The following is an 18,505-nucleotide window of genomic DNA, read 5'->3' on the forward strand; positions in this document are numbered from 1 at the left end:
AGGAGCAGTGGGAACAGCGCAGGGGGCAGGCGTAGGTGATGTCGTGAGGACGGTGGAGAACCATCTGGGCAGGGTCTATCGCAAGCTCGGAATCTCCGGCCGGACGGTTCTGGCCCAGGCCCTGCTGGCCTGACGGCGACGGCGGACTCCCCACGAGTACGGGAAGGTCCGTGTGCGGGGTGCTCGTCGGTGACCCGGAGTACCCCGCGGTCCGAAGGAAGCGGAGGACGATTACAGTCGTCCTGAGCAGATGGATCACTGAAAACGCCGGGCCTGATGGCTGCGCGGCAGGAGGAGAGCCCGATGGACGCCCAGCACTTCGAGCGGATCGCCGCGTTCCTCGAGGACCGGCTTCGCCCACTCTTCGACGCCGAGATGGGCAGCGAGCACGGTTTCGGGATGGATGACACCTCCCGCGCGCTGCGTGCACTCCTCAACACAGTGAAGGCCGCGACGGCGGTCAAGGGGCTTGCCGAGCAGCGGGCGACGGCCGACCCGGCAATGCGCAACACCATCGATCAGGCACTGGAGCACAACTGGGACGTCCTGCGAGGCATCGCCCGCAACTGGGAGGACCACCCCGACTTCCTCCGCGAGTTCAAGCTCCACTCGTGGGAGCTCGACAAGGCCGCCGCCGCGAGCTGACGGCCGGGCGCCGTCACGGCTGCCTGCTCGTCGGCCTTCTCGTCGAGATGCGCGATGACCCGCCGCCGGCCGACTTCCGGTGGGGCGTCGCTCGGCGCCCCGGCGATGGTGTTGACCGCCGGCTCCGGCGTCGTGTGGGGCGCGGCGGTGTGCTCGCTTTCTCCGGTGCCGGTGGCACCGGAGAAAGCCGGCTTCATGAGAGTTCCGCGAGGGCGTGGACCACAGTGACAGCGACGGCCCGCTGCTCGGCGAGCGTGAGGTGCACGCCGTCTTCCAGATGCAGACCGGCGGTGATGCCCCGGGTGTCGACGACGGGTTCCGGTTGTGCGTGCAGGAACTCGGCGATGCGGCCGATGTCCGTGTTGGACCAGGTGATCTGAGCCCGCTGGAAGTGCGGGTACGTACTGAGGCGCTCTTCGTCCACCGTGGTCGGTGTGATCCAGAGCCATCGGGCGGACGTACGTCCGATGACGAGGTCCCGGAGAGCGAGCAGGTTGCGTTCGGTCTCTTCCGGGCTGACCAGGGGGAAGCGCCCACGGAGCCGAGGCGTTGGACGTCGTTGGCGGGCTGGCCCCGCCGGATGTCGGATTGCTGCGCATGATCGCCGGCCAACCCGGGCGAAGTCAGCGGTCATTGGCCGCCGAGCTGGGGGTTGTGCCCAGTCGTGTCGTCACCTTGATCGACAACCTTGACGACAAGGGACTGGTGGAGCGGCGCCGCAGCACCGAGGATCGCCGCAATCACGTGTTGTATCTGTCCGCCGAAGGTCAACGCGTCCTGGACGAGATGCGGAAGGTTGCCTCCGCGCATGAGGAAGATGTCTGTTCGGCCCTGGACCTCGATCAGCGGGCCCAGTTGACCGCACTGCTCGCGCGCATCGCCGACCAGCAGGGCCTCACCCCGGGTGTCCACCCGGGCTACCGGCACCTGTCCAAGGGCCGCCGCGCTTAGGACCTGTCCGGCCAGGCATTGGCGCGCGGGCCGGGCGTAGAAGCCTTGGTGTTTCCTTCTGTGAGGAGCAGGACGAGCGAGCGGCCCCGGCCGTCACAGGCCAGGTGGACCTTGCTGATCAGGCCACCTCTGGATCTCCCGAGAGCTGGGCTGCGGTGCCCCCTCTTCGGGGGCCGCCGCGTGCTGGTGGGCCCGGACATTCGTGGAGTCGGCCGCCCACCAGCAGTCGATCTCACCTGCGGCGTCCGCCCGAGCCGGCGCGGCACGCAGCACTTCGGTCGAACGTGCCGTCCGCAGCCCAGCGGTGGAACCTGCCGGTTCCCCGGAGGGACGTCATGGCGCGGTCCTGTTCACGCGGATCAGTGTCTGCTGTCCGTTCGCGACGAGAGTCCGACGGCCGTCCTGGACGCCGAACGCCTCCAGTCGGCATACGGTCAGGGTGCGCCCGGACTTCAGGACCGTTCCGACTGCCTCGATGTGGTCGCCGACGGCGGGCGCGAGCAGGTTGATCTTGTACTCGACGGTGAGCACCTCGGTGTTCTCGGGGAACAGTGTGAAGGCGGCGTAGCCGCCGGCGCTGTCCGCTATGGCGCTGGTGGCGCCGGCGTGGAAGTAGCCGTGCTGCTGGGTCACTTCGGGGCGGCTCGGGAGCACGATGTGCACGCGGCCGGGCGCGATGTGCGTGATCCGTGCACCGAGGTGGCTCATCAGTCCCTGGCGGTCGAAGCTGTCCCGGATGCGTGCCTGCATCTCGGGGCTCGCCTGTTCTTGCTGCGTTCGGTCCTCTTCCATGTGCTCTCCTTCGGTGGACACCACAGTGTGCGAACGGAGTCGGGCGGGTTCCTCAGCCGGCCAGGTGTTCCACCAGCAGGAATCCGCCGATGACGATCATGATGGCACCGGAGGTGCGGGTGACCACCCGGGCCGCCGAGAGCCGGGTCTTCAATACGGTGCGGGCGAGGACGCCGACGGTGAAGTGGACGAGGGCGCAGGCGGTCGTGTGGAGCGTGCCGAGCAGTCCGGTCTGCGCGGCGACCGGCCAGGTGGCTGCGGGGTCGAGGAAATGCGGGAACAGCGAGAAGTACAGCAGTAGCGCCTTCGGGTTCAGGATGCCGGCTCCGGCTCCCCTGACCGTCACGCTCGCACTGCTCCTCGGACCGCGCACTCCCACGACGGCTTCCAGGTGCAGGGAGGGCAGCGGATCTCGACTTGTCCCGAAGTGTCAAATCGTCCGTCTCCCGAGGCCAAGTGTTCGGAGGCTGTGCGGCCTACCGTTGCGTTCTGAAAGGTCGACGATCCTGCGGAAGGGCACACCATGGCTGGTTCTTCGACAGTTGGCCACATGCGTGAGAATGGCAGCTGGAATCCTCTGTGGGACCAGTTGCATGAATGGGATCCCGTATGGACCGAGCAGTTCATGAAGACGGCAACGGCGCCCTGGAAAAGCGGGATACTTGAGCCGAAGGTCATTGAACTGCTCTGCATCGCGGTGGACGCCGCCTGTACTCATATGTATTCCTCTGGGGTTCGCCGCCATATACGAGCTGCGCTGGAGCTCGGTGCGACCCGGGAGGAAATCCTCGAAGTGCTCAAGCTGGCCACGGTGGTCGGAATTCACGCTTGCAATATCGGCGTTCCGATCCTCGCGGAAGAAGTCACAGCTCATGAGCAGCGGTACGCCGGTCTTGGGTGACCTCACAACGGGTGTCGGCCAGGACAGCACACTGGCGGGCAGGTTGTGCCAGCTCGCCGGCGAGGAGCTGGCCGGCCGTCGCTGCCCGCGCGGTGGGCGCTACGCCTGAGCGTCGCGCCCGTGAGTTCTTCCCGCGCCATCACCGAAACAAGCCTGAGCCGCCATCCGCCTCGGCCTGCGCGCCGTCGTGCGCGCAGGCCTCCCTCCGGCTGTCGGACGCTTCTGCAGCGCATGATGGCCTGTCCTTGAACCCGCTGCAGAAGCAGGTCGGTTCAGTCCGCGAGTTCCTGCCGCTCGACGACTATCTCACGCTTGAGGATCTTGCCCGTCGCACCCTTGGGGAGTGCGTCGGCGAATGTGACGATCCGCGGGTACTTATACGCGGCCACCCGCTGTTTGATGTAGTCACGTATCTGATCGGCCGTGGTCTGTGCACCGTCCCGGAGAGTCACCACGGCGGCCACCTCCTCGCCGTGGATCTCGTGCGGCACGCCGACAACCGCGGCTTCGGCCACGGCCGGGTGTTCGTAGAGCACCTCCTCGATCTCGCGCGGGTAGACGTTGTACCCGCCGCGGATGATGAGGTCCTTCTTCCGGTCGACGATGAAGTAGTAGCCGTCTTCGTCCACACGGGCGAGGTCGCCGCTGTGGAACCACCCGCCCCGCATGGCCTCGGCGGTCGCATCCGGTCGGTTCCAGTAGCCCTTCATGATGTTCTCGCCGCGGATCGCGATCTCACCGACTTCGCCCTGGCCCACCGCGGCGCCATCGTCCGCGACGAGCTTGAGTTCGACCCCGCGGACCGCGAGGCCGATCGAGCCGGCCTTGCGTGGACGGTCCGGGGGGTTGAACGCGGCGACCGGCGATGTCTCGGAGAGCCCATAGCCTTCGAGTACGGTGACGTCGAATTCCCGTTCGAATCCGTGCAGCACCTCGACCGGCAAGGAAGCTCCGCCGGAAACCGCCAGTCGCAGCGGGGAGAGGTCGTAACCGCCGGGGATCCCGGTGCGGAGAAGGGCCGTGTACATCGTGGGGACGCCCAGGAAGACGGTTACTGCGTCCCGCTGCATGATCTCCAGCGCCTTGGCCGGCTCGAACCGCGGCAGCAAGGTCAGGGCGGCGCCCGCGGCGACGGCAGTGTTGAGGGCACAGGTCTGCCCGAATGCGTGGAACAGCGGCAGACCGCCGAACAGTACGTCGTTCTGCCCGACGCGGAGCAGCGTCTCTGCAGCGGTGGCCGCGTTGGTGATCAGGTTGCGGTGACTCAGCTCGGCGCCCTTCGGGATCCCTGTCGTGCCCGAGGTGTACAGGATCACGGCAGTGTCGTCCTGCGCCCGGTCGACCACCTTGGGCAGGGGTTCGGCGGTCTGTACCAGGGCGTCGAATGCAGTCGGGTCCATGACCAGGCATGCGGCGCCCACGTCTGCTGCCGCCGTCGTGACCTCGTCCGCGAACGCCGGATTCGTCAACACGATCCGGGACCCGGAGTCCCGAAGGGCGAAGGCCGTTTCACGGGCCTTCAGCAGCGGATTCATCGGCACCACCACTCCGCCGGCGCGGAGGATGCCGTAGTAAGCGACCGGGAAGCAGATGACGTTGGGCATGACCAATGCGACGCGATCGCCCGGATGGACGCCCTTGGCCTGCAGCAGAGTGGCGATCCGGGCGCTCGCTTCGTCGAGTTGGGCATAGGTGAGGACGATCTCGTCCTGGCGAACGGCCACGCGGTCGCCGTTGGCCCAGGCGGATTCCGCCAGGAGTGCGGCGAGGTTGTTCATTCGGTTTCCCCTTCGATCTGGGCTGGCGGCGGCCACGGATGGAGGCGGGAGGCACCGAGGTCCGCGGTGTTCTGTGTCGCGATCACGTCGATGGGTCGATCCCGACGCGGCCGGGGGTCCACCGCCAATGCCGTTCGATGCCCCTGGAAGTCCGGTAGCAGCACGCATCTCTGACGTAAGGTCAGCCCTGGCCGCAGCACATCGGCGCTTCAACTCGGTCTCGGCGAAGTCCTCGTATTCCGTACGGGAATGAAGGACCGCGTGGTCAGCTTGTCATGCCGGCCTTGTTCCGTTCCTCGCGCAGGAATCCAACGGCTTCGGCACACGTAATTGCTTCAGGGGTCGTCACTCTGCATCGAGTTCCTGCCGTTTCGCGGGTCTGGTCAACGGTTGGGCTGTTTGTCATGGTGTTCTCCGCTGGATTTCAGATCGGCCGGGACGCCGAATCCAGGCGGCGAGCTCCACCGCGGTGGTGCAACGCTAGGTCACCACCTGGCGCATCGCTTGACTTGACGTGACATCTGACTTATCAATTGGGGACAGACCGGAGTGCGCCCATGAAGCCCCTTGTCCGCAATGCAGCGCTGAACAGCTACGTCGAGCTCAGCCAGTCGCTCGGCATCGACCCGCGGGTCCTGATGAAGCGGGTGGGCCTGGATCCCATCGGCCTCGCGATCCAGGACAGATGGATCTCCGGCGTGGCCGTGGCTCAGCTGCTCGAGCTTTCGGCGGCGACCTCACACCAGGAGGACTTCGGCCTGCTCCTGGCCGAGCGCCGCCGCTTCTCCAACCTCGGCCCCATCAGCCTGGTCATACGTGAGGAGCCCGATGTCCGCAGCGCGGTCGAGCTCCTCATCCGCCATGAGCACATGTACAACGAGATGCTTCGCAGTCGGCTCTCCGAGGCGAACGGCCTGGCCACCCTCAAGGTGGGCCTGGAACTGAGTGAGGCCATGGCGGCCCGCCAGGCCATGGAGCTGGCCGTGGGCGCCTTTCACCGGGTCCTGCGCAGCTTCCTCGGTACTCGGTGGCAGCCGGTGTCCGTGTGTTTCACACACAGTGCTCCGGCGGATCCCGCTACCCACCGGAGGATCTTCGGTCCCGTAGTGGAATTCGACCGGGAATTCAACGGGATCGTCTTCTATGCCAGTGATCTCAACGCCCCCAACACCATGTCGGACCCACTGCTCCGGACCTACGCGCGGCAGTATTTCGACGCCATCGCGGTTTCGAGGGACACGACTGTGCTGGACCGCGTACGCGACCTGATCGAGGTGTTGCTGCCGACCGGGCGCTGTTCGATCGAGCAGGTCGCGTGCAGCCTCGGCGTCGACCGGAGAACCGTGCACCGGCACCTGGCGGCCTCGGGCGAGACGTTCTCCTCCGTCCTCAACGCGACGCGTACCCAGCTCGCGGAGCAGCTCGTGGCGAACCCACGTCGTTCGTTGACGGAGATCTCCGGGCTGCTGGGATTCTCCGCACCGAGCGCCTTCTCTCGCTGGTTCAGCGAGCGATTCGGCTGCAGCCCCAGGCAGTGGCGCGTCCAGAGGACGCAGGAACAGCCCTTCGTCGGGGATTGACCACCAGCGATCATCTGCTGCCGGGCAGGCCGTCCCCAAGTGATAAGTCGGATGTCACCTGTGGTCATGCGTGAGATGTAACCGGCCCTTAACTTTGCATTACCGCAAGAGAGACTGCCCGGTCCCACGAGGACGGGCAGGAGCCCTGCCCCGACCGCTTGCTCCCCGAGCCCGCCGGCCGTATCCGAGTCGGCCGGCGAGCCCGGGAACCCCTGCAATTCCGCTCCGCTCTTCGCCATGCCTCAGGCCCCGCATCGCCGGCAGCGATGTGTGCAGTGAGTGAAGACCCATCCGACAAAGGAGATGGACCATGCATTTCTTCGACGACTCCCTGTATCCGGAGAACCAGGAGAAGCTGGTCATCCAGGCCGCGCCCTACGGGCCGGAGTGGCTGCCCGGTGATGCCGACGACCTCCCGGTCACCATGGACGAACATGTGCAGGCGGCGGTCGACTGCTACAACGCCGGTGCCACGGTGCTGCACATCCATGTGCGCGAGCTGGACGGCCACGGCTCCAAGCGCATCTCCATGTTCAACGAGCTGATGGCCCGGTTGCGCGAGGCCGTGCCCGACATGGTCCTGCAGATAGGCGGGTCCATCTCCTTCGCCCCCGAGGACGAGGGCGCCGACGCCAAGTGGCTCAGCTACGACACCCGCCACATGCTGGCCGAGATCGACCCCCGGCCGGACCAGGTGACGATCGCGATCAACACCAACCAGATGAACATCGTCGAGATCTTCGACGACGAGGACATCGAGGGCACCTCGATCTCCAAGGCGGCGTACTACAAGGCCTACCGCGACATGGTGGTCGAGGCCGGGCCGGACTTCTACCTCGAGCACCTCAAGCGGCTCCGCGCCAACGACATCCAGCCGCACTTCCAACTCGCCAACATGGCCCAACTGGAGACGGTCGAACGGCTGATCCGCAAGGGTGTCTACAGCGGGCCGCTGGTGCTCAACTACGTCGCCATCGGAGGCGGGTTCGCCGGACGGCACCCGGCCGACCTGATCGAGTTCATCCGCCGCGTCCCGGACGGCGCCGTCCTCACCATTGAGGCCTCCATGCGCGCGGTGGCGCCGATGAACGCGATTGGCATCGCCCTGGGTGCGCATGTGCGGGTGGGCAACGAGGACAACCTGTGGCGGCGCAAGGGCGAGCGGATGTCCTCCGTCGAGCAGGTCGAGCAGATGGTCCGGATCGCCGATGCGCTCGGCCGTGAGATCGCCACCGGGCAGGAGGCGAAGAAGATCTACAAGATCGGCGAATGGTACGAGGGCGCCGACGAGACCCTGGACCGGCTCGGCATGGTGCCCAACCGCCGTCCCGGCCGGCGCGGCTTTATGCTGCGCGACGTCAAGAGCTGACACGACCCGACCCCACTGGCGGCGGCCCGTGGACCGATCCCGCGGCCGCCGCCCCACACACGAGTGAACGGAGCAAGCCATGGCACACGCCATTCGCTTCCACGAAACCGGCGGCCCCGACGTCCTGCGGTGGGAAGAGGTCACCGTCGGCGAACCGGGCCCGGGTGAGGTACGGATCCGGCACGCCGCTGTCGGACTCAACTTCGCCGACACCTACTTCCGTACCGGCCTGTACCCGGCGCCGCTGCCCTCGGGACTCGGTGTGGAGGCCTCGGGAGTGATCGAGGCCGTGGGCGATGGCGTGACGCATGTCGCCGAGGGCGACCGGGTGACCTACACCGGCAGCCCGCTGGGGGCCTACAGCACAGCGCGGGTCATGCCCGCCGAGTCGTTGATCAAGCTGCCGGAGGAGATCAGCTGCGAGACCGCCGCGGCGATGACCATGCGCGGCCTCACCTCGGCCTATCTGCTGCGCCGGATCCACCCGCTGAAGTCCGGCGACACCGTGCTGCTCCACGCTGCGGCCGGCGGCGTCGGCCTGATCTTCTCCCAGTGGGCAAAGCTGCTCGGCATCACGGTGATCGGCACGGTCTCCACCGAGGAGAAGGCCGAGATCGCCCGCGCCCACGGTTGCGATCACATCGTCTACTACCGGCGCGAGAACGTGGCCGAGCGAGTGCGCGAGCTGACCGACGGCAAGGGCGTCCCGGTCGTCTTCGACAGCATCGGCAAGGACACCATCGCCGGGTCCATGGCTTCGCTGCAGCGCCGCGGCCTGCTGGTGTGCTTCGGTACGTCCTCCGGGGTGCCGCCGCTCGATGCCATGCAGCTGGTCATGCACGGCTCGTTGTTCGTGACCCGGCCGGCGCTGGCCGACTACATCGCGGAGCCCGCCGAGCGGGACGCCCTGGCAGGCGAGCTGTTCGGGCATGTCGCGTCCGGCCGCATCAAGATCGAGATCAACCAGCGCTACGACCTCAAGGACGCACCCCAGGCACATCGCGATCTTGAAGCGGGACGGACCACGGGATCCTCCGTCTTCACCCTGTGAGAGCACACCGTGCACCACACATCACCGTTCCTTGGCAGTGAGTGGGAGAGTCCGCTCACTGGCACGCCCCGAACGGTCCTGGGCGCTCCCCCAGCTACCTCCCCCAGCTACCTCCCCCAGCTACCTCCCCCAGCTACCTCCCCCAGCTACCTCCCCCAGCTACCGCTGGGGGTGCCCCCAGGGTGCCCCCAGGGTGCCCGCAGGGGGCCCCAGCGGTGCCCCCAGGTCGTCCGCGTACTCATCCGGGCGGCGACACGGATCCTGCCCGTGGTCCGGCCCCGGAAGGGCTGCCCGCGGCCGGAGGCCGTTGATGGGCACCGTCTCACGACCTGGTCACGCGGATGCGGCCAGAGGCGACGAGGAGGCCCTGAACCATCACTCCGGTGGAGCAGGGGCCCCGCACGCCGACACCGCACCCGGCGTCCCGGATCGCACCGGCAACGCTACCTCCGCACCCGCACAGCACCACAAGCCAGAAGGCCGACCATCGCACGATCGAGCTACATCTCCCTCACACAGGCTCCGCAGTGAGCCGTTGCCAACCCCCAGGAGTGAGCACATGCCCCAGACCGTCCACAAGAGGGAAGGCGCGCCCGCTCTGGTGCGCCCGGGCGTCCTCCGCACCACGATCAAGGCTGAGCCGCTGACCTGCACCATCGGCGCCGAACTGTCCGGCGTGAACCTTGCCGACGCCGCGCGCGACGACGACCTGTTCGCCGAGATCAAGGCACTGCTGCTCATACACAAGGTCCTGTTCCTGCGCGACCAGGACATCACCCGTGCCGAGCACGTCGCCCTCGCCTCGCGCTTCGGTCCGCTGGAGGACCACCCGGTGGTCGGCAGCGACCCGGATCACCCGGGGCTGGTCCGTATCTACAAGGACCTGGACAGCAAGCCCGAGCACTACGAGAACGCCCTTCACTGCGACGGGACCTGGCGCGAGTGCCCGCCGATGGGCGCCGTACTGCGCTGCGTCGAGACGCCCGAGGTGGGCGGCGACACGATCTGGGTCAACATGGCCGAGGCCCACCGCAGGCTGCCCGAGCACATCAAGAAGCAGATCGCGGGCCTGCGCGCACGGCACAGCATTGAGGCGAGCTTCGGCGCCGTCATGCCGATGGAGCAGCGCCACCGGCTCAAGGCACAGTACCCGGACGCGGAGCACCCGGTGGTGCGCACCCACCCCGAGACCGGCGAACGGGTCCTTTTCGTCAACGCGTTCACCACGCACTTCGTCAACTTCCACACGCCGCAGAACGTGCGCTTCGGCCAGGACCACGCGCCCGGCGCCGGCAACCTCCTGAACTACCTGATCAGCCAGGCCGCCGTTCCCGAATACCAGGTGCGCTGGCGCTGGCAGAGGAACAGCTTCGCCATCTGGGACAACCGCTCCACGCAGCACTACGCCGTCCAGGACTACTGGCCCGCCGTCCGCAAGATGGAGCGCGCCGGAATCGTCGGTGACCGACCGTTCTGAACCCCGACCAGAGACGAAACGGTGATGCCAATGGGACTTCACACTGTCGGCACGGCCGTGCCGGGCACGTCTCCCGCCGGACCGGTCGTATCCCGAAGGTATGCCTGGCTGGTGTTCGCGCTGAGTTTCGCGCTCCTGCTGTCCGACTACATGTCACGGCAGGTCCTCAATGCGGTCTTCCCCCTGCTGAAGGCGGAGTGGCTGCTCTCCGATGCCCAATTGGGCTCTCTCAGCGGCATCGTGGCCCTGATGGTGGGTGTGCTCACCTTCCCCCTGTCGCTCCTGGCGGACCGCTGGGGCAGGGTGAGGAGCCTGGTGATCGCCGCCATGGTGTGGAGTCTCGCGACTCTGGGCTGCGCGGTGTCGGCGAGCTACGACCAGATGTTCCTGGGGCGGTTCATGGTCGGCGTAGGAGAGGCCGCCTACGGAAGCGTCGGCATCGCGGTGGTCCTGAGCGTCTTCCCCGTCGCTCTCCGGGCCACGCTCTCCGGAGCATTCATCGCGGGAGGCGCCTTCGGATCCGTGCTGGGCGTGTCGATCGGCGGCGTCGTCGCCCAGCACCTGGGCTGGCGCTGGGCGTTCGGCATCATGGGGATCTTCGGGATCGCACTGGCCGCGATATACCGCATCATGGTCACCGAGAAGCGGCTGGGCTCAGCCGTCGGCGGTCGTGGAGGCACGCCCGGTGAACACGCGGGCCTGCGGACCCTGCTGCCGCGGTTGTTCTCCTCGGTCTCCGTGGTGTGCGCCTACATCGGCAGCGGACTGCAGATGTTCGTCGCGATGGCCCTGCTCGCCTGGATGCCCAGCTTCCTCAACCGCTCCTACGACATGCCTCCCGCGAAGGCGGGCCTGATAGCCGGGGTCTTCGCACTGATCACCGGCATCGGCATGATCGGCGGCGGTATCGTGTCGGACCGCCTCAGCCGGAAGGCCGGGGCCAGGAAGTGGACCGTCGCGATCGTCTGCAGTCTCGGGTCGCTCGTGCTGCTGACGGCCGGCTTCCAGTTGCCGGCCGGCCCGCCGCAACTCGTACTGATCGCCGCCGGAACACTGCTGTCCAATGCCACAGCCGGACCGGCAGCCGCCATGGTGGCGAATCTGACGCCCACCGCCATCGCGGCGACGGCCATGGCCACGCTCACCCTGGCCAACAGCCTGCTCGGGCTCGCCCCGGGGCCCGCTGTGACGGGCATGCTCGCGGACCGCATGGGCCTGCACGGCGCACTCCAGGTGGTCCCGCTCGTCGCGCTGGCCGGCAGCGTGGCCTTCACCATCGGCAAGTCGTCCTACGAAAAAGATCTGCGCCGCCTGGGACTGCTCCCCGACGCGGCGCTCATGAACCCGGAGCCGCAGACATGAGCCTCACCGCACCGCCGACGGTCGTGATCGTCCCCGGTCTGCGCGATCATGTGCCGGACCACTGGCAGACCATCCTTGCCGACAAGATCGCCAACGCCCGTACGGTGCCGCCGCTGACCGACGACAGGCTCAGCTGTGACGCCCAGGTCGCCGCCTTGGAAGGAGTGCTGTCGGACATCTCCGGGCCGGTTGTACTGGCGGCCCACAGCGCGGGCGTGATGACCACCGTGCACTGGGCGCGACGACACCGCCGTCCGGTCGAGGGAGCGCTGCTGGCGGCGCCGCCGGACTTCGACACGCCGCTGCCGGAGGGATACCCCACTCAGGATGCCCTGCACGCGAACGGCTGGACGCCCGTGCCGCGGACACCACTGCCCTTCCCCAGCATCGTCGCGGCGAGCACGAACGACCCACTGGCCGATTTCGCACGCGTCGCCGGTCTCGCCCGAGTATGGGGCAGCCGCCTCGTGGACCTCGGCCCGGTCGGGCACCTCAACCCAGCCGCCGGTTACGGCGAATGGCCTCGGGCGGAGGAGCTCATCCGTGAGCTCGTACGGGCCTCGTCCGACATGACTGCCTGACGTACGACACGGCTCCCTCCTGCTCGTCCTCCGGCAGGAGGGAGCCGCGCGCCGCCGAATGCGAATCGACGGACACGTGTGCGGTCGGCCGTCCCTCCCGTCGGCCGGATGGCAAGTGCTGCAGGTGCGCGCGTACGGCGATCCGGAGCAGTGGCGATTCGACTGGGAGCGGTCCTACGCCAGGGACGAGTGGCTGGACCAACTGCCCACTACCGGCGGCCACGCCCAGCTTCCGCCGGCCAAGCTGGAGGAAGTGGTGGCGGGCATCGGCGCCGCCGTCGACGCGTTCGGGGGCAGCTTCACGATCCGCTACACCGCCGTCGTGGTCACTGCGGAGCGAAAAGGCGCCGCCTGACTCCGGCGTACCTGGCGACTGGACGCTGCTGAGCATCACCCCGGGCCCTGGCGCCTCAGGTAGATTCAGTATCCCGGCGCACGGGGGTGCCCGTCACCGTTCTCCGGGATGATCTTTGTGCGCGGTGTGCGCCTTTTAGGTTGCAGCGACCAGCGCGAACGCACCTATTCAATCCCGGGAGTTGAGAGTGGGGCAGGAAGTTGCTGCACTGGCGGCAGAGCTCATGGACATGGCTGCCGCGGACCACAGTGCCTCGGCCGGCGCGAACAGCGACGACCCGGCCGAGCAGCTGGCCTGGCGTTGCCTGACCGCCCGGCACGGTGACCGGCTGAACGAAATCATGGACGAGTACGGCTGGCCGACGGCGGAACTCGTCGGCGAGGAGGCCGCCCGTGGGGCGTGGCTGATCGCTCAGCATGCCGACCGGCAGCTCGATGTGCAGCGGTGTGCGCTGAGGCTGATGCAGAGGGCGGTAGACGAAGGCTCAGCCGGCCGTCGCGAGCTGGCCTTTCTCCGTGATCGCACGCTGGTCAACGAGGGGCGCCGGCAGATCTACGGCACGCAGATCGCCGGCGTGAGGAACGGTTCGCCTATTCCTTGGCCCTGCGAAGAGCCCGAGCGTATGGACGAACTGCGCCAGGAAGCGGGCATCGAGCCCTTCGACGAATACGTCGCCAAGTTCTCGGTCGCCTGACGCGCTGCGATCGCCTGTGTCCGGCGGATCGCCGCCCCGCGCGCGCAAAACCAGGCTTGGACACATGGATCGATTGTTGCTGCGACCGAAACGAGCGTCATGTGTGCGGTCAGCGTCGGGGTCAGGGGTGCCGAACGTCGTTCGGTGGGGCGGCGTGGCGTCCGGACGGGTGGCCGGGCGCCGGCCGTGGGCCTGTCGCGCGAATGATGGCTGTTTCGACGGCGGCGACACGGTCGGCGAGCAGGCCGAGGGCGTTGACCGCTCGGGCGAGAGGGTCGTCGCCACGGTCGCCGAGGGCCTGAGTGCGTACGTGGGCAGCCGTGATGGCGGCCCAGCGGGCAGCCTGCTCTTCGGTGAGGGTGCCGCGCAGGGCGGCCAGCTTGAGGAGGTTGGCCTCGGCTCCGGTCGTCAGCGTGTGGGCCTCGGCTGCGTAGTGGTCGTCGATCACGGCGGCCAGTTCCGTGTCGTTCATGACGGGAGAGATACGGGCGGCGATCTTGTTCATGTTGCGGTAGGAGCCCTGGAGGAGGAAAGCGGGCTCGGTGCGGGTCGTGTCGGTCCGGGCGGCGGAGGCCATGTACGCGGCGTTCACGGCGAGGACCGTTTCGCGGGCCGTGAGCAGATGGCGCAACACGGCGAGCACACGGTCGAGTTCGGCCGGCGCGTAGGGACCCGTGAGCCGGTCCGGGTTGGCGGCCGGGTCGCCGGCGGCCAGGCGGACCAGGAGTTCGAGGTCGGCGCGGTCTCGTCCGGCCAGTGGGGCGAGGACGGGGTGGGAGGCCAGGGCGTTCTCGACGAAGCTCATGGCGAAGGCGGCCTCCCTGCCGGTCAGGACGTCGCCGAGGTTCCACACGTCGGCGCGGTTGGCAAGCATGTCGGGGATGCGGAAGAGCTGACCGGACTCGGTGTAGGGGTTGCCGGCCATGCAGACGGCGAAGCGCTTGCCGCGCAGGTCATGGCCGTTCAGTGTGCGGGTGGTGTCGCACAGAGGGATGAACTTCTGCAGCAGCTCGGACGAGGTGTGCTGGATGTCGTCGACGTACAGCATGACGTTGTTGCCCGCGGCCAGCGCGAAGTCGATTTTTTCGAGCTCCTGACGAGCGGCGGTGTTCGGTGCCGCGGCAGGGTCGAGGGAGGTGACGCCGTGGCCGAGTGCCGGGCCGTCCACCTTCACCAGCAGCAGGCCGAGGCGGTCGGCGACGTATTCCATGAGGGTTGTCTTGCCGTAGCCGGGCGGGGAGAGGAGGAGCAACAGGCCGCTGTTGTCGGTGCGCTTGGAGTCCCCGGCGGCGCCGAGCTGGCGGGCGAGACTGTCGCCGACGAGAGGGAGGTAGACCTCGTCCACGAGGCGGTTGCGTACGAAGGAGGACATGACCCGCGGGTGGTACTCGGCCAGGCGCAGGCGGCGACGCTCGGCTGCGAGGAGGGAGTGCCTGCGCCGCTGGTAGGCGCGGAAGCCGGGGGCCACATCCTGCGCGAAGTGGCCGGTGCGGGCCAGGAATTCGTCGAGCCGTAGGCGCAGGGTGCGCCGGTCGATGCGTGGGTGGGTGCCGAGGAGGCCGTCGACCGTGGTGGTGAGCGGCGCGTCGACATCGTGGCGCCCGAGGCCGGGGCATATCTCGATCGCGACGGCTTCGGCCAGGTCACCGGGGTCGACGTCCTCCCCGCACGTGGTCGCGTACGAGGTCAGCCAGCCTTCGGCCAGCCGCTGCGCGCCGGTGTGGTCACCGGTCGCGAGGAGGGCGCTGATGTCGTCCGCGTAGGGCGTGGAGCCGACGGTCCTGCGGAACTTGTCGAGCAGGGTGTGGGCCGTGGTGCTCGTCGTGAAGGATTCGCCGGTTGCCAGCTCCTCGACGAGGTACTCGGCGGCGTGAGCGGTGAGGCCCGCGTCGGTCATGTCGGCACGCAGCGCGTCCAGTGTCGGGGCGGCGCCGAAGGTCTCCCGTGCCCGCACCAGTGACGCGGCCTCGCGGGCCCAGGCCCGCCGGGTATCGGGTGTCGCCCGGTGCGCCCAGAAGAGCTGGGCGGCGGCGCGGTCGGCGGCTGGGTAGCGCAGCAGCCCGGCCCGCTCGTGGAGCTGGAGGAAGGCTGCGAGGATTCCTGTTGCGTCGTGGTCGTGGACGCCGCGCTCGTACCCCTCGTCGTACGCGGCCTCGGCGGCCCGCCGCACCAGGCTCGGCAGGTCGGCCGCGGCGAGGTACTCGGCGCCGTGCTCGGCGATCAGGCGGGCAGCGAGGTACTCGGCCCGGTAGACGTCGTCGTTCTCGGACGGCAGCGTCTGGTCCCAGTGGGCCCGCGTGGCCGCGAACTCGGGGTCCGCGACGGGGGCACGGTAGTCGGTGCCGGTCAGTGCGAACGCCATGGCGCCGCCGTTCTGCGGAACCAGGGTGAGTTCGCAGGGCTGGGTGTTGACGGCGAACACGTGCGCACCCAGCCGGATGGTGCTGCCCCCGTCGGCGAACAGTTCGGTACGGTCCCGTACCGCTCGGCGTGCCTCCTCGCGGGCGGCCTTGATCCTTCCCTCCAACTCCTCGGCCCGGACCACGTCGCCGAGGTCGCGCAGTTCGCCGACTGTGCGGCGGACCTTCTCCACCATGGGGTCGGAGGTGAAGTACGTGTGGACCGCCTCGATGCTCTCGAGCAGGGTCACCTGACGGGTGATGGTCTCCAGGACGCGCCCGGCGGAGGTGGCGAGGCGTTCTGCTCGCCTGGCGCGGGCGTCCGTCAGGGCTTGCTTGCGTGCGGAGAAGGCATCGTGGATCTCGGTCCGCTTGTCGGCGATCTCGGCGAGGAAGCGGTCGTGGTCGGCGAAGCGTGACTCCAGGCTGTCGACCTGGTGCAGCAGCCTCGAGAGTTGTTCGTCGCAGGACTCCGGAGTGTCGGCGGCGGCGAGGGCGCCTGTCACGGACTGGCCGAGCAGAGCGAACTCGGCGGTGAAGGATGCCCGCTTCTCGCCCTCCAGGAGTTCGCGGCGACGGGCGTCGACGGTGGCGCGGGCACGGTTGAGACCGCCGACGACGTCAGTGATGTTTTCCAGGATGGCCGTGCGGGCGGTGGCGTCGCCGCCGTCCAGTCCGGCGACGACCTCGGTCAGTGTCCGGAGCGCGGACGTCTGCTGGTCCAGCCGTTCGGTGACCGGGGCGGCTTCGGCGACGGTGGTGATCGCCTCCGCCGCGGCGGTCAGGCTTCGTACCCGTGCGTGGTGGTCGGCGAAGGCGTCCTCGCGCTGGAGGAAGCCGATCGCGCGGTGTGCGGTGGATGCGACGCGATCCTCGACGTCCTCGGCCAGTGCCGCGATGGCGCCCGTGTCCGCGTACCGCATCTCCGCCAGACTCACCAGCCGGCCCTGGGCGCGGCGGAGTTCCGTGATGCGGTCGGTCCACTCCTCGGCCGTGCCGGCAGTCTCGGCGCGCAGACGCCGGTCCAGTCGTTGAATGCTCTCCGCGGCCTCGGTAAACGCCTCGGCGGCCTGATGGGTCAGGGCCTGTACGGTCCTGAACTCCGCCAGCACCTGGCCCGCGGTGGCGCGCACCTCCTCCAGCAGGCTGCGCGGGTCGCCCGTCTCCGGCTCGCCCAGCCAGGGGTGCCGGTCGACGGTCCTCGTGCAGGATTCGACGAGCGCCTCGTAGAGCTCCTCCGTGGCCCGGGCGTCGGAGACCTGCCGCGCGACGGCGAGGCAGTCGGAGATGCCGCGCACGAGGTCGGCATTGCCGATCCGCGCCAGATGCCCATGGCCGGCCGGGACGGTTGCCGCGTACACGTCAGAGATGTAAGGGGTCTGCCACAGCCGCACGGGGTGTACGCGCGCGGGCTCGTCGGATGTCTCGTACAGGGTGGCGAGAGCCCCGTCGTCGAACAGCGCGTATCCGCCGCATACGAGCGGGGTGGCGACCTCCTTGCGGATCAGGTTGTACGGGAGCAGCACGGTGCGGCCCGACGCGGGGGAGTGGAAGGCGTAGAGAACGTCTTCGCCGTTGGGGGACCTGACGGTGTGCTCGAACGCCAGTCCGGCCGTATCGATGTCGAAGGTCCTCACCGTGCCTGTGGCGAGGCAGTAGCCGCCCGGGAAGACGATGCCCTGGTTGTCCGGCAGACGGCGGCAGGACTGTCCGATGCCGTCCAGCCGGACCACTGATCGCGTCAGAGCGTTGACGACCAGGTGGCGGCGGGACTCCTCCTGGTACGGGCGGATGCGCAGCAGGAGCAGGGCGCCGACCACCGCGTACGCCACCTCGGCGTCGGCCAGTGACTGCAGGGGCTCGTCGACCGGTTCGCTGAAGAGGGCCTCCTCACCGGCCAGTACGGTCAGCGTGCCCCCGAGCGTCGAGACGGACACCGCGCCGGCCAGGCGGATGCGCGGGTGCCGGCCCGCAATGTGGTCGTCGCGGGTCGTCTGCACCCAGGTGATGTCGTCGGCGGGTGCGAGGAGATGGTCCCTTTCGCCTTGGGCGTCCAGGAAACGCGGCGCTCCTGCCGGGGACAGGGACCAGCGCAGCACGCGGATGTCGTCCGCGTGCTCACCCGTGCAGAAGACGGCCAGCAGTCTGCCGTCGACGATGCGCAGCCGGCGCAGACGCGCGCCGCGGTAATAACGGTGCAGCGCCTCGAATTCCCGGCGGAAGTCCGGGTCGTCGAGCAGGCCCGGCACCCCCTCCCCGGCGAGCCGCTTCAGATCACGGTCGTAGAGAGTGAAGACGTCGCCGACCGCGGTCTCCTCTCCGGACCCCGCAGGGGTGTGATGCCCCAGCAGGAGACAGTCGCCGACAGCGACGGCGTCGCTCACCACGAGGCCCTGTTCCGACCGGAGCTGTCCGGTTCCGGTGAGGGCGAGCTCGGTGGAGCCGAACTCGGCGATTCGTGCGGTGTTGAGCGCCTCTGCGCGTCGAGCGAGCTCGGTGGCCTGAGCGGCGAGGCGGACGCGCAGCACCTCGTACGTCCCTTCGTCCACCCGGGTCTCCGTCTCCATGAA

At 68.5% G+C, this 18,505-nt stretch carries 17 protein-coding genes and 1 pseudogene; 12 read left to right on the forward strand and 6 right to left on the reverse strand.

Translation table 11 applies throughout. From position 1 onward, the window contains the following. The first annotated feature begins 43 nt into the window (after positions 1 to 43). Complete coding sequence (locus tag ABD858_RS33530; protein WP_345033818.1) at positions 44 to 133, forward strand: LuxR C-terminal-related transcriptional regulator; 90 nt, start codon at positions 44 to 46, stop codon at positions 131 to 133. Between the two features lie 170 nt (positions 134 to 303). Continuing rightward, positions 304 to 645 (forward strand): hypothetical protein, encoded by a 342-nt coding sequence (locus ABD858_RS33535; protein WP_345033817.1) that lies wholly within the window; start codon positions 304 to 306, stop codon positions 643 to 645. Positions 646 to 838: 193 nt separating this feature from the next. Here the strand turns inward: ABD858_RS33535 and ABD858_RS33540 are convergent, their stop codons facing one another. Further along, positions 839 to 1,069, reverse strand: a complete 231-nt coding sequence (locus ABD858_RS33540) for a hypothetical protein (RefSeq protein ID WP_345033816.1) — start codon at positions 1,067 to 1,069, stop codon at positions 839 to 841. A 125-nt stretch (positions 1,070 to 1,194) separates the two neighbouring features. On the opposite strand from ABD858_RS33540, the gene ABD858_RS33545 reads away from it, so the two are divergent. Next, complete coding sequence (locus tag ABD858_RS33545; protein ID WP_345033815.1) at positions 1,195 to 1,596, forward strand: MarR family winged helix-turn-helix transcriptional regulator; 402 nt, start codon at positions 1,195 to 1,197, stop codon at positions 1,594 to 1,596. 53 nt (positions 1,597 to 1,649) lie between these two features. Here ABD858_RS33545 and ABD858_RS37015 read toward each other — a convergent pair. From ABD858_RS37015 to ABD858_RS33560, 3 genes and pseudogenes are all read right to left on the reverse strand, one after another. Further along, a pseudogene (locus ABD858_RS37015) lies at positions 1,650 to 1,909 on the reverse strand (IS5 family transposase); the annotation flags it as partial. A gap of 20 nt (positions 1,910 to 1,929) precedes the next feature. Continuing rightward, positions 1,930 to 2,388 carry a PaaI family thioesterase gene (locus tag ABD858_RS33555; protein ID WP_345033813.1) on the reverse strand — a complete coding sequence of 153 codons (459 nt, stop codon included), beginning with the start codon at positions 2,386 to 2,388 and terminating at the stop codon, positions 1,930 to 1,932. A 52-nt stretch (positions 2,389 to 2,440) separates the two neighbouring features. Beyond that, positions 2,441 to 2,734 (reverse strand): LysE family transporter, encoded by a 294-nt coding sequence (locus tag ABD858_RS33560; protein WP_345033811.1) that lies wholly within the window; start codon positions 2,732 to 2,734, stop codon positions 2,441 to 2,443. A gap of 204 nt (positions 2,735 to 2,938) precedes the next feature. On the opposite strand from ABD858_RS33560, the gene ABD858_RS33565 reads away from it, so the two are divergent. Further along, complete coding sequence (locus ABD858_RS33565) at positions 2,939 to 3,289, forward strand: carboxymuconolactone decarboxylase family protein (RefSeq protein ID WP_345033809.1); 351 nt, start codon at positions 2,939 to 2,941, stop codon at positions 3,287 to 3,289. A gap of 272 nt (positions 3,290 to 3,561) precedes the next feature. Here the strand turns inward: ABD858_RS33565 and ABD858_RS33570 are convergent, their stop codons facing one another. Beyond that, a complete protein-coding gene (locus tag ABD858_RS33570; RefSeq protein WP_345033807.1) occupies positions 3,562 to 5,067 on the reverse strand; it encodes a long-chain-fatty-acid--CoA ligase in 1,506 nt (501 codons plus the stop codon). A gap of 557 nt (positions 5,068 to 5,624) precedes the next feature. Here ABD858_RS33570 and ABD858_RS33575 point away from each other — a divergent pair. From ABD858_RS33575 to ABD858_RS33610, 8 genes are all read left to right on the forward strand, one after another. Next, positions 5,625 to 6,647: an AraC family transcriptional regulator gene (locus ABD858_RS33575; RefSeq protein WP_345033805.1), complete on the forward strand. Its 1,023-nt coding sequence runs from the start codon at positions 5,625 to 5,627 to the stop codon at positions 6,645 to 6,647. Positions 6,648 to 6,957: 310 nt separating this feature from the next. Further along, the gene (locus ABD858_RS33580; RefSeq protein ID WP_345033804.1) at positions 6,958 to 8,016 is read left to right on the forward strand and encodes a beta-keto acid cleavage family enzyme; all 1,059 of its coding nucleotides are present in this window, start codon (positions 6,958 to 6,960) and stop codon (positions 8,014 to 8,016) included. A 79-nt stretch (positions 8,017 to 8,095) separates the two neighbouring features. Then, the gene (locus ABD858_RS33585) at positions 8,096 to 9,067 is read left to right on the forward strand and encodes a quinone oxidoreductase family protein (protein ID WP_345033803.1); all 972 of its coding nucleotides are present in this window, start codon (positions 8,096 to 8,098) and stop codon (positions 9,065 to 9,067) included. A 559-nt stretch (positions 9,068 to 9,626) separates the two neighbouring features. Next, the gene (locus tag ABD858_RS33590; RefSeq protein WP_345033802.1) at positions 9,627 to 10,544 is read left to right on the forward strand and encodes a TauD/TfdA dioxygenase family protein; all 918 of its coding nucleotides are present in this window, start codon (positions 9,627 to 9,629) and stop codon (positions 10,542 to 10,544) included. 30 nt (positions 10,545 to 10,574) lie between these two features. Further along, positions 10,575 to 11,906, forward strand: a complete 1,332-nt coding sequence (locus tag ABD858_RS33595) for an MFS transporter (RefSeq protein WP_345033800.1) — start codon at positions 10,575 to 10,577, stop codon at positions 11,904 to 11,906. Then, positions 11,903 to 12,487 carry an RBBP9/YdeN family alpha/beta hydrolase gene (locus ABD858_RS33600; protein WP_345033798.1) on the forward strand — a complete coding sequence of 195 codons (585 nt, stop codon included), beginning with the start codon at positions 11,903 to 11,905 and terminating at the stop codon, positions 12,485 to 12,487. The genes ABD858_RS33595 and ABD858_RS33600 overlap by 4 nt, the downstream gene beginning before the upstream one ends. Before the next feature lie 115 nt (positions 12,488 to 12,602). After that, entirely contained in the window at positions 12,603 to 12,842 is a 240-nt protein-coding gene (locus ABD858_RS33605) for a hypothetical protein (RefSeq protein WP_425586126.1), read from the forward strand. A 223-nt stretch (positions 12,843 to 13,065) separates the two neighbouring features. Next, a complete protein-coding gene (locus tag ABD858_RS33610; protein ID WP_425586299.1) occupies positions 13,066 to 13,536 on the forward strand; it encodes a DUF6624 domain-containing protein in 471 nt (156 codons plus the stop codon). Between the two features lie 121 nt (positions 13,537 to 13,657). On the opposite strand, the gene ABD858_RS33615 is transcribed toward ABD858_RS33610, so the two are convergent. Next, positions 13,658 to 18,502, reverse strand: a complete 4,845-nt coding sequence (locus ABD858_RS33615) for a DNA repair ATPase (RefSeq protein ID WP_345033793.1) — start codon at positions 18,500 to 18,502, stop codon at positions 13,658 to 13,660. Positions 18,503 to 18,505 lie beyond the last annotated feature (3 nt).

The sequence above is a fragment of the Streptomyces sannanensis genome, assembly GCF_039536205.1.
GTDB classification, from domain to species: domain Bacteria; phylum Actinomycetota; class Actinomycetes; order Streptomycetales; family Streptomycetaceae; genus Streptomyces; species Streptomyces sannanensis.

What these genes read in the sequence shown, in the direction of transcription:
- ABD858_RS33535 (WP_345033817.1), top strand. Translation starts at nt 304, where the DNA reads ATGGACGCCCAGCACTTCGAGCGGATCGCCGCGTTCCTCGAGGACCGG.
- ABD858_RS33555 (WP_345033813.1), bottom strand. Translation starts at nt 2,388, where the DNA reads ATGGAAGAGGACCGAACGCAGCAAGAACAGGCGAGCCCCGAGATGCAG.
- ABD858_RS33565 (WP_345033809.1), top strand. Translation starts at nt 2,939, where the DNA reads ATGCGTGAGAATGGCAGCTGGAATCCTCTGTGGGACCAGTTGCATGAA.
- ABD858_RS33570 (WP_345033807.1), bottom strand. Translation starts at nt 5,067, where the DNA reads ATGAACAACCTCGCCGCACTCCTGGCGGAATCCGCCTGGGCCAACGGC.
- ABD858_RS33575 (WP_345033805.1), top strand. Translation starts at nt 5,625, where the DNA reads ATGAAGCCCCTTGTCCGCAATGCAGCGCTGAACAGCTACGTCGAGCTC.
- ABD858_RS33580 (WP_345033804.1), top strand. Translation starts at nt 6,958, where the DNA reads ATGCATTTCTTCGACGACTCCCTGTATCCGGAGAACCAGGAGAAGCTG.
- ABD858_RS33585 (WP_345033803.1), top strand. Translation starts at nt 8,096, where the DNA reads ATGGCACACGCCATTCGCTTCCACGAAACCGGCGGCCCCGACGTCCTG.
- ABD858_RS33590 (WP_345033802.1), top strand. Translation starts at nt 9,627, where the DNA reads ATGCCCCAGACCGTCCACAAGAGGGAAGGCGCGCCCGCTCTGGTGCGC.
- ABD858_RS33595 (WP_345033800.1), top strand. Translation starts at nt 10,575, where the DNA reads ATGGGACTTCACACTGTCGGCACGGCCGTGCCGGGCACGTCTCCCGCC.
- ABD858_RS33600 (WP_345033798.1), top strand. Translation starts at nt 11,903, where the DNA reads ATGAGCCTCACCGCACCGCCGACGGTCGTGATCGTCCCCGGTCTGCGC.
- ABD858_RS33610 (WP_425586299.1), top strand. Translation starts at nt 13,066, where the DNA reads ATGGACATGGCTGCCGCGGACCACAGTGCCTCGGCCGGCGCGAACAGC.
- ABD858_RS33615 (WP_345033793.1), bottom strand. Translation starts at nt 18,502, where the DNA reads ATGGAGACGGAGACCCGGGTGGACGAAGGGACGTACGAGGTGCTGCGC.